Origin of the sequence: Mesorhizobium sp. B2-5-11 (genome assembly GCF_006440835.1) — a bacterium.
Taxonomy (GTDB): Bacteria; Pseudomonadota; Alphaproteobacteria; order Rhizobiales; family Rhizobiaceae; genus Mesorhizobium.
Genome location: NZ_VFUK01000008.1, coordinates 275644 through 285091, shown reverse-complemented (window position 1 = coordinate 285091; position 9448 = coordinate 275644). Strand labels below are relative to the sequence as shown.

At 59.5% G+C, this 9448-nt stretch carries 11 protein-coding genes; 5 read left to right on the top strand and 6 right to left on the bottom strand.

Annotated features, from left to right (window positions below; genetic code table 11):
- The 3 genes from FJ490_RS24480 to FJ490_RS24470 form a co-directional block, all read right to left on the bottom strand.
- Positions 1–494: aminotransferase class I/II-fold pyridoxal phosphate-dependent enzyme (locus FJ490_RS24480; RefSeq protein ID WP_140729378.1), on the bottom strand; the 494-nt coding region annotated here is incomplete at its 3' end.
- Between the two features lie 137 nt (positions 495–631).
- Positions 632–814, bottom strand: a complete 183-nt coding sequence (locus tag FJ490_RS24475) for a universal stress protein (protein WP_224684587.1) — start codon at positions 812–814, stop codon at positions 632–634.
- 11 nt (positions 815–825) lie between these two features.
- The gene (locus tag FJ490_RS24470; RefSeq protein ID WP_140522912.1) at positions 826–1098 is read right to left on the bottom strand and encodes a hypothetical protein; all 273 of its coding nucleotides are present in this window, start codon (positions 1096–1098) and stop codon (positions 826–828) included.
- Positions 1099–1515: 417 nt separating this feature from the next.
- On the opposite strand from FJ490_RS24470, the gene FJ490_RS24465 reads away from it, so the two are divergent.
- Complete coding sequence (locus tag FJ490_RS24465) at positions 1516–1851, top strand: phasin family protein (RefSeq protein ID WP_224684585.1); 336 nt, start codon at positions 1516–1518, stop codon at positions 1849–1851.
- A 78-nt stretch (positions 1852–1929) separates the two neighbouring features.
- Positions 1930–2220, top strand: a complete 291-nt coding sequence (locus FJ490_RS24460; protein WP_140523410.1) for a cytochrome c — start codon at positions 1930–1932, stop codon at positions 2218–2220.
- Between the two features lie 505 nt (positions 2221–2725).
- On the opposite strand, the gene FJ490_RS24455 is transcribed toward FJ490_RS24460, so the two are convergent.
- Entirely contained in the window at positions 2726–2944 is a 219-nt protein-coding gene (locus FJ490_RS24455; protein ID WP_224656228.1) for a biotin/lipoyl-containing protein, read from the bottom strand.
- A gap of 196 nt (positions 2945–3140) precedes the next feature.
- Between FJ490_RS24455 and FJ490_RS24450 the strand changes: the two genes are divergently transcribed.
- Positions 3141–3374: a hypothetical protein gene (locus FJ490_RS24450; RefSeq protein WP_140527996.1), complete on the top strand. Its 234-nt coding sequence runs from the start codon at positions 3141–3143 to the stop codon at positions 3372–3374.
- A gap of 225 nt (positions 3375–3599) precedes the next feature.
- Here the strand turns inward: FJ490_RS24450 and fixJ are convergent, their stop codons facing one another.
- Together fixJ and FJ490_RS24435 are read right to left on the bottom strand one after the other, a co-directional pair.
- Positions 3600–4214, bottom strand: coding sequence for a response regulator FixJ (gene fixJ, locus FJ490_RS24440; protein ID WP_140522905.1), 615 nt, complete (start codon positions 4212–4214; stop codon positions 3600–3602).
- On the bottom strand, positions 4201–5691 hold the full coding sequence (locus FJ490_RS24435) for a PAS domain-containing sensor histidine kinase (protein ID WP_224656241.1): 1491 nt from the start codon (positions 5689–5691) through the stop codon (positions 4201–4203). Before FJ490_RS24435 ends, fixJ begins: the two co-directional genes overlap by 14 nt.
- A gap of 257 nt (positions 5692–5948) precedes the next feature.
- Here FJ490_RS24435 and FJ490_RS24430 point away from each other — a divergent pair, with 257 nt between their 5' ends.
- Both FJ490_RS24430 and mgtA read left to right on the top strand, forming a co-directional pair.
- Positions 5949–6761: a universal stress protein gene (locus FJ490_RS24430; protein WP_140522901.1), complete on the top strand. Its 813-nt coding sequence runs from the start codon at positions 5949–5951 to the stop codon at positions 6759–6761.
- Positions 6692–9406, top strand: coding sequence for a magnesium-translocating P-type ATPase (mgtA, locus tag FJ490_RS24425; RefSeq protein WP_140522899.1), 2715 nt, complete (start codon positions 6692–6694; stop codon positions 9404–9406). Before FJ490_RS24430 ends, mgtA begins: the two co-directional genes overlap by 70 nt.
- Positions 9407–9448: the final 42 nt, after the last annotated feature.

The following is a 9448-nucleotide window of genomic DNA, read 5'->3' as shown; positions in this document are numbered from 1 at the left end:
TGCGCGACATCGTTGTGGCGAAAAATCTTCTTTTCCGCGCCCGAGCGCCGCACGCCTTCGATCATCGAGGCATGGTTGAGCTCGTCCGAAATGATCAGGCAGTTGGGCAAAAGCCGCGCGATGGTCGAGATCGAGGCTTCGTTGGAGACAAAACCGGAGGTGAAGACCAGCGCGGCTTCCTTGTCGTGCAGGTCGGCGAGCTCATGCTCGAGTTCGACCAGCGGATTGCTGGTGCCGGAGATGTTGCGGGTGCCGCCGGCGCCCGAACCCATCCGGCCCGCCGCGTTCTGGAACGCTGCGATGACATCCGGGTGCTGGCCCATGCCGAGATAGTCGTTGGAGCACCAGACGGTGATTTCCTCTGCGCGGCCGTTGGCGCGCCAGATGGCACGCGGAAATTTGCCCGCTATGCGCTCGAGGTCGGCAAAGACGCGGTAGCGTCGTTCCGCATGGAGCTGGTCGATCGCGTCCTCGAAGAACCGCTGATAATTCATGTCCGAATCTCCTTATTTACTCGCTGTCGCGCTGCGGGCATCGGCTACACCGAATTTGGCAAGGGTTGGACGTAACCCTTTGCGGCAACGGACGACCTTGATTCATGTCAAAATCACGACTCCGAGGCTCCGCCTGCTCAGGTCGATATGAACCGATGCAATGATCCGCTGCGCAGCACAGAACGCGTCACGCCGCCAAAGGTCCTCTCCAGTAGCCGACTGTGACCGTAGCCGCCGAGAACTATGAGATCGGCCGCAATATCCTGTCCGATCTGCAGGAGGATGTCCGCCGGTTCGGAGAGGCGCGCATCCAAGACCACAGATCGCGCTGTCACTCCGTGCCGTGCCAGAAAGAGCTAACGTCCGCGACATCGTCGCCACGGGACGCCAGGATGAGACTCGCCGCATCCAGCATACGATTATGGTCGACCACCAGATCGGTCGACGGCGAGCCGGTCAAGATCAAATCGGCAGCACGCGCATTGAGTGCAAGTTCGCGCGTGGGATTGCCTATCTTTGCGCGCCAAGATGCACGATTGCTGCCGTTGACGGTGCTCAGGAATTCCTCTCTCAGGCAGTCGAGGCGACCTTCTATCTCCTCCACCTGGCACCACAACGCCTTGGGCGCGGCCTGGTCGTCAGTGCCGGTCGGAAGGACAAAATGCGGCTCGGCGGCGCTAGAAGCCAGAGGTCGGCCTCGAGCCGTTGAGCCAAATCCCATGCCATCGAGATGCGCGGCGCGGCGTCGCGTCTACGTCCAGTTGCACCATAATCATCTTAAAAGCCATCGCTCATTCCATCTGCGGTTGAACCGACTTGGCCATCAAATAGAGGGAGGCGTAAAAGCAAGGAAAACGGCTGGTGCCGGCACGCTCGTACAGCCCGCAAGACCATAGGGTTGATCCTGATCAAGGACATGACGACGAATGGCGTCAACGTCGTGCTGTGGAGATTCAGAACGGAGTAGTCGATAATGCACACTCAGCCCGAGCCATCCTCATTAGGCACACAATTGTTGCCGGTGGCGGAGAATGGCCAGAAGCTCTTCCTCGCCGCCGCGTCCCTTCAGGTGCACGCCTTCAAGGCCATGATGCGCTTCAATGTTGAAACGCTGGCGTTTCTGAAGCATCGTTGTGAGCAGGACGTGAGGCTGGCCGATGACTTGATCAGTGGTCCGCAGTTCAATGATGCCTTCGACATCTTCGCTGCTTTCGTGCAGAATGCGACGTCGCAATACGTGATCGAAGCCGGCAAGGTCGCCGCATTGACCTCCAGGCTCGCTTCCGAAACGGCCAGAAACATGCGTAAGGGCGCCAGGATAGCGATCGAGGATGCCGCGGCTAAGACTGTCGTGTAGACGGCAATGCGGAGGTCGTCAGACAACATGAACGCCGTTTACAGACATAGTCGTCTCAGGGCTTCCGTATTTGCGTTGATGTTACTCGGATGTGTGCAGCCAGCCTTGGCCGATAGCGTAACGGAGCATGGCAAGGCGTTGGTGGAGGTCAACTGCGCCCGCTGTCACGCCGTCGGAAAAACTGACAGGAGCAACCATCCCGACGCTCCGCCATTTCGCACCTTGTCAAAGCGCTATCCGATCTCCGATCTGGAGGAAGCTCTTGCGGAGGGCATTTCGACTGGCCATCCGGATATGCCAGAGTGGACTGCGAGCCCCGATCAGATCGAAGCAATCATCACGTATATCAGCACGCTGCAGCAGCCGTGACCCAGTCTCGAATGCGGCAGGCGATCGGGTCTGAACGGCTCCGGCTATTCGCGGCCAATTGCCGGCCAGCAAACTGCTACCGGAGAGGGCCAGGGCAACATCCGGCCAGGGGCACGAAGAAACGACTGCGCATGCGCCAGGATCTGGGCCTCGGTAGGAGGATCCGCCGGTTCGATGCCGACAATGCGATTGTTTAAGCCGGTGTTGTACTCGCGGATGTGCGTGGCCAGCTCGTGCTTCGCCGACCCTGGTCGCGGACCGAAGGGCGCTGAGGATGTCGTGGTAGAAGGCCTGATTTCCCAATGCACGCTTGCCGTCGACCGAGCCAGCCTTGTTGTGGCTCGGATGATGCGCAAGCGTCGTCGCAAGTCTCACACTGTCGGAGGTTCTCGCGGTTGAAAAAGAACACCTTGGCTTCACAATGGTCGCAGGCGCGGCGTGTCGGGTCGCCATTGCTGGAAATCCTTGCGTGTATTGCTGAACGGCAATCTGAGGCGCTGAGGGCTTAAGCAGGCTGCGACACCAGGATTGCCAGGATCGATCCAGGTTTAATGACGGTATTCGCCGATGCGACAATGGTCGCACGCCCAGCTGCCGGCGCGACAATCTCGTGCAGCGCGCTTTCGACGCGAACCTCGGCTATGCGCTCTCCGGCCCTGATCGGGTCGCCGCTGGCAATGAACCAGTGCTCCAGGATGCCCTCTGGCAACATGCTGGCCGCCACTGCGCCTTCGTCGACCTAGGTATACCGCATGGCAAATCTCGTTTTGCCGTCGAACGATAGGCTCCTAGGCGGCGCAGTCCTTGATCACGATCAATCGGCGTATGGCGCAGATGCCGCGATTGTGCGGTGATTGACGCGGATCAAATTCTGGTTCGGCAGCCGGCCTAAGATGGCCGATCATCGCCGGAGCGAGGTCATGGAGCAGTTCAGGGAAATGGTGCCCATCGCCATGGACGTCGGATCAGATATCAATGCTGCAATCGCGATCGATTGGGCTGCCCGCGGCGCGCATGTGATTGCGGCCGGTATGGCGTCTGCCGCAGGAATTGTGGTCGACATCGGTTCGACACAGGCAATCGCGCCCGCTTTGCCGGTAATTTCAAAAAGTGATGCAGATCAAGGCGCGCCACACCGTTTGCGAAGATTTTGATGCGATGTGGAAACCAATCCTAAGCGCTCCTTTTGGTCGCGATCTAGAACTGGCCGTTTTCGACGAAGACGGCGAGCACGCGCTTGTGTTTGCCTGCAGAAGGATAAAGGAGGGCTGGAAGAATGCTGCTAGTGGTGCCCGTCTCGACATCCGGCCGACCCATTGGCGCGATTGGGATTGGGAAAGGACCGAGGTCAGAAATCGCAATCCTCTCGAGGACTCTCCCTAGGGTCGGGACTCCACGATCAACGCCATACGCACCAGGTGTGACAGACTACTCGCCTCCATTTTGCTCATGACATTGGCCCGGTGGATTTCGACCGTGCGCGGGCTGATCCCCAGATCGTAGGCAATCGTCTTGTTGGGTAAACCGGCAACGAGTCCGTCCAGCACTTGGCGCTCGCGGTCAGACAAGGTCGATAGACGCGCGCGGATATCCGCGGACTGGGGATGCGCCGCGTTCGCCTCGTTCCGGTTGGCCAGTGCAGAGCGTATCGCCTGGATCAGCATCTCGTCGTCAAACGGCTTTTCGACGAAATCGGAAGCGCCTTCCTTCATGGCCTGAACGGCGAGCGCCACGTCGGCGTGACCTGTCATGATGATGACCGGAATCTTGTGGCCGCCTGTTCTGAGTTGCCGTAGCAATTCGATGCCGTCTATTCCCGGCATGCGCACGTCCGTAACGATGCAGCCGTCGAGATGGCCATCCGCCGCTGAGAGAAAAGCAGTGGCCGACTCGTACAGGCGTACGGCAAAGTCGGCTGTCGCCAGCAGAAAACCGAGAGACTTGCGAACATCAACATCGTCGTCGACGACGTGGACCAGATCACTGTCGGCCATTTGTGACCTCATCCTTCTCAACGATGCGTAAGGTGAACCGAAAGGCGGTGCCGCCCGTCGGCATTGCCTCGGCCCAGATGTGGCCGCCGTGCGATTCAACGATGGTGCGGCAGATGGAGAGACCGACACCCATACCCTGCTTCTTGGTGGTCACAAATGGCTGGAACAGTTGCGCCGAAACCTCTGGCGCGAGCCCCGGACCGGTATCGATCACGCTCACTTCAGCCATGCCATCGTCCCGGGCAACGGTTGTGATTTTCAATTCACGGCGCTGCGTTTCCTGCATGGCCTCCACTGCGTTGCGCATCAGATTGAGCAGAACCTGCTGAATTTGGATGCGATCGGTCAAGACCAGTTCCGCGGCAGGGTCGAGCTTGTAGCCGATCTGGACATTGATCTCCCTCGCACCAACCAGGGCGAGCGACGAGGCTTCCTCGATGAGCGCCGGCAATCGCTCGACCTGGCGCTCGCTTTCGCCCCTGGCAACAAAATCGCGCAGATGACGAATGACGTCGCCTGCCCGCAGGGCCTGCTCGGCGGCCTTTTCCACGGCATCCCGCAGCATCGGCGCGTTTGCTTCCGTGCTCTTCTCCAGGAGCCGTCGGCTGCCCTTCAGGTAATTGGTGATGGCTGTCAGCGGTTGGTTGATCTCATGAGCGAGCGTCGATGCCATCTCGCCAAGGGCGGTAAACCGCGCCATGTGCAGAAGCTCCTGCTGCTGTTCCTGAATTCTTGCTTCCGCGCGATGACGTTCAGTCAGGTCGCGGCAAAAGCCGGTAAAGAAGCGTCCGGTTCCCGGGTGCATTTCGCCGACGGAAAGCTCCATCGGGAAAGTCGTGCCATCCTTGCGTGCCCCGGTCACGGTGCGGCCGAGCCCGATGATCCGACGCTCCCCGGTCGTCAGGTAGCGAAGCAGATAAGCATCGTGCTCTTCGCGATAGGGCGCCGGCATCAGCATCTTGACGTTCTGTCCGATGACCTCGCCCGACTGGTAACCGAACAGCGTTTCGGCGGCCGTGCTGAAGGACTGGATACTGCCTTGCTCGTCAATGACGACCATCGCATCAGGCACGGTCGCCAGGATTGAACGCAGATGATCTTCGCGCAACAGAAGCGCGGCATTCGCAAATGAGAGGTCGCTGACATCCGTGCCTTCAATGAAGATGGCGGTAATTCGACCGTCATCGGCCCTGATCGGCTGATAGACAACATCCAGGATACGCTCTTCAATTGGCCCATTGCTGCTGTTGCGGAATCCGACCTTCACGCCTTTGCCGCTGTAGGACTCGCCAGTCACGTACACGCGGTCGAGCCGTTCGAGGAATTCGTGTCTTTCGAGTTCGGGAAAGGCCTCGCGCGCCGATTTTCCAATAACCTGCCGGTCGCCAATGAGTTGCTGGTAGGCGGCATTGGTCAGTACGAACACATGGTCAGGCTCGCGTATCAGAGCCATGAACCCGGGCGCCCGATCGAACATTTGCGACAATAGGGATTCGAGCGTCGTCCCGCCAGGCGTCAAACTGAATGCTTCGTCTTGGATCACCCGCGGTTCCTTAGGCTCGAGACACATAAACAAGGCCTAACTATCACTTCTCCGATCAGAGACAAAACGGATCGAGGCCGAAGTCTAGATGCAAAAGCGATTGGCCGGTTCTTTGACGCGCATCAAGGAAGCCAGCGCCCGTGAATGCAATTCATAGCACATTCGAAACGCTTGAGTGAAAGGCGCGTCCAATGTCCTACAAGTCCATAATCGCGAATCTCGCCGTCGATACGCCCCCTGCTGCGATTGTGAAAGTGGGTATCGAACTCGCAGAGCGTTTCGGCGCCCATCTCATTGGTCTGGCGGCGGCGGATGTTCCGCCCTTGGTCGCGACGGGTGAAGGCATGGTCTACGAAGGGGAGGTCATGCAGATTCAGCGGACTGAAATCGAAAAGAGGCTTGCCGAACTGCGTGCCGAGTTCGAAAGCCTGGTCCCGGCTTCGATCACAAGCGAGTGGGGACAGGCCGTCTGCAGCCCGACCCGCTTCCTCAGCGTTTTCGCCCGCGCAGCCGATCTTGTCGTGACCGGTGCGTCGGGAGACGACGTGTTTCGCGCCGCCGATGTTGGCAGCCTGGCGCTCGGCATCGGCCGGCCAGTCCTGGTCATCGGAAACAACGTCGAACACCTCCGCGCTAATACGGTCCTGGTTGCCTGGAAGGATACCAGGGAGGCGCGACGGGCGGTGGCGGATGCCTTGCCTTTTCTGGCCAAGGCCAATGAGGTTGTCGTCGCCACGATCGCCGCCGCCAAAGGCGACGACAATGTTCGTGACAGTCTCGCCGATGTCGCTGTCTATCTTGAGCACCATGGCATCATGGCGCAGACGGAACTGATCACCGGTGAAGTCGATGGCGAGCAGTTGTTGACATTCGCACGCTCGATCAATGCCGACATGATCGTCTCAGGCGCCTATGGCCATAGCCGCCTGCGCGAATGGGCGTTTGGTGGCGTCACCCGCACGCTGATCGAAGAGAGCAGCATCAACCGCTTCCTGTCATACTGATGGCGAATATCGTGTCTTCTGGCGTGGACCAACATTCCGTTGCGGCGGCCGCAAGTCCGTATTGGTCGATCACCAGCGAAGATCTCGTGCGAGGTCTGGCAACTTCGCCCACATCGGGCCTGGCTGGGTCGGATGCCGCCTCGCGGCTCATCAAATACGGCGCGAATACGCCGGCCTCGAAGTCAGGCGCGTCGGCGCTTAGCGTGTTCGTTCGCCAGTTCCGTAGCCCGCTTGTCCTGATCCTGATCTTCGCGGCTAGCGTTTCGGCCTTCGTCGGTGCAGGTCAGGAGGCCGCAATCATCGGGGCGATCGTGCTGGCAAGTTGCGTTCTCAGCTTCACCCAGGAGTATGGGGCGTCGCGGGCGACAGAGGCACTTAAACAGCGTATCTCGCGCAAGGCTACCGTGCTGCGAGATGGCGTCGAATCCTCCGTTTCTGCCGAAGAAATCGTGCCGGGCGACCTCATCCGGCTATCGGCCGGAAACCTCATACCTGCCGACTGCGTCATCCTCGAAGCGCGGGATTTCAATGTCAGCGAGGCGGTGCTGACTGGCGAAACCTTCCCCGTCCTGAAGGCGGCGGGGCGATCAGATCCTGATGCGTCCGTCGCCCAACGCAACAATGCGGTGTTTACCGGTACGTCCGTGCGCAGCGGCACGGCGACCGTGCTTGCGGCAGCGACCGGCCGGCGCACCGAATTCGCCTCCATCGCAGCGGCACTGGAGCGACAAATCCCGGAAACGGATTTTGCCCGCGGGATCAGATCGTTTGGCTATCTGATGACCGAGATCATGCTGGCGATTGTCATCATCGTGTTTTTTGCCAATCTGATGCTGCATCGTCCGCTGATAGAATCGCTGTTGTTTTCCCTGGCACTCGCGGTCGGCCTCACACCTGAACTGCTCCCGGCCATTATCAGTGTAACACTTGCTCGTGGCGCCCGCGCCATGGCTGCCAATGGCGTCATCGTGCGCCGTCTCGACGCCATCGAGAATCTGGGCAGCATGGACGTGCTTTGCACCGACAAGACCGGCACGCTGACGGAAGGCGTGATCCACCTTGACGGATGGCTTGATGTCGACGGCAACCCGTCAACCGACATCCTGCTTTGGGCACGTCTCAACGCAACCCTGCACACTGGACTGAAGAACCCGCTGGACGAAGCCATCGCCGGTGCGCCGGGCAAGGGTGCATCATTGGCCGCTTTCACCAAGGTCGACGAGATCCCTTATGATTTCATTCGCAAGCGCCTATCCGTTGTTGTGCGAACCAAGGATGGCGAAGATCTTCTGATCACGAAAGGCGCAGTACAGAACGTCCTCGAAACCTGCAGCTTCGTCGGCACAGCGAAAGGCCTGGAACCTCTCGAAGACACGCACCGCGCGGCGATCGACAAGATGTTTCGACGCTGGAGCGCGGAAGGATATCGCGTTCTGGGGCTAGCGACGCGTCGATTTGAAAGCCACGCTACCTATGGCAGGAAGGACGAGGTCGATCTCGCCTTCGCCGGCTTTCTGCTTTTCCTAGACCCGCCCAAGGAAGGCGTAAAGAGCACGCTTGCCGAACTCGCCCACCGGGGCATCGCCGTGAACGTCATTACGGGCGACAACCGCTACGTTGCAGCCCATCTTGCTCAAGCGGTCGGCTTGCGTAGCGATCGGATCATGACCGGGGAGGATCTGTCGAAGTTGACCAAGAGCGCGCTCTTTGCAGCCGTGCAGGACACTGACCTCTTCGTCGAGATCGATCCCAACCAGAAAGAACGCATTGTCCAGGCCTTGCGGAGCAGGGGCCATGTCGTTGGCTATCTGGGTGACGGCATCAATGATGCGCCCGCGCTCCATGAGGCCGATATTGGGGTCTCCGTCGACACCGCATGCGATGTCGCGCGTGAGGCTGCCGATATCATCCTTCTCAAGCAGGATCTCGGAGTGCTGGTGCGGGGCGTCGACGACGGCCGCAAGACCTTCGCCAACACCATGAAATATATCTCCATCACCACCAGCGCCAATTTCGGCAACATGATAAGTATGGCGGTCGCCTCGCTATTCCTGCCTTTCCTGCCACTTCTGGCAAAGCAGATCCTGCTCAACAATTTCCTTTCCGACGTGCCCTCACTCGCCATCGCAAGTGACAACGTTGACGCAGATCAGCTGCACAGGCCGCGCCACTGGGACATCCGTTTCGTGAGGCGATTCATGATCAGCTTTGGCCTGGTCAGTTCGCTGTTCGATTTCGCAACCTTCGCGTTCCTGCTGCTCTTCGCCCATGCCACAGAGGCTGCATTCCAGACAGCCTGGTTTGTCGAATCGTTGCTGACCGAGCTTGCAATCGTGCTCATCGTTCGTACGCACCGCGCTTTTTGGGCGAGCCGTCCGAGCCCCTTGCTCGCCTGGCTGACACTGGGCGTCGGGTTTGTCGCGATCATGATTCCGTATCTGCCGTTCGCAGACTGGTTCGGTTTCGTGCCCTTGCCGCTGCCTATACTTGCCGGACTTGTCGCTATCACCGCGCTCTATCTATGGGCCTCAGAGGCGACAAAGCGCGGGTTCTTCGGCCAGGAGGAGCCGCAGTCGCACCCGAAGAGGCCGGGGCAACCTATTGGCAGAGCCACCAAGTCTCATTCTGCGTACCCGACATTATAGGCTGGGTGGAGAGGCTTGAAACCATCGTGAAAAGAGCGCCGG

Bases quoted from the DNA above. Each gene is read 5' to 3' on its own strand.
- fixJ (WP_140522905.1), bottom strand. From the start codon at position 4,214: ATGGCCGACAGTGATCTGGTCCACGTCGTCGACGACGATGTTGATGTT.
- mgtA (WP_140522899.1), top strand. From the start codon at position 6,692: ATGGGCGTTTGGTGGCGTCACCCGCACGCTGATCGAAGAGAGCAGCAT.
- FJ490_RS24435 (WP_224656241.1), bottom strand. From the start codon at position 5,691: ATGTTCGATCGGGCGCCCGGGTTCATGGCTCTGATACGCGAGCCTGAC.
- FJ490_RS24450 (WP_140527996.1), top strand. From the start codon at position 3,141: ATGGAGCAGTTCAGGGAAATGGTGCCCATCGCCATGGACGTCGGATCA.
- FJ490_RS24430 (WP_140522901.1), top strand. From the start codon at position 5,949: ATGTCCTACAAGTCCATAATCGCGAATCTCGCCGTCGATACGCCCCCT.
- FJ490_RS24460 (WP_140523410.1), top strand. From the start codon at position 1,930: ATGTTACTCGGATGTGTGCAGCCAGCCTTGGCCGATAGCGTAACGGAG.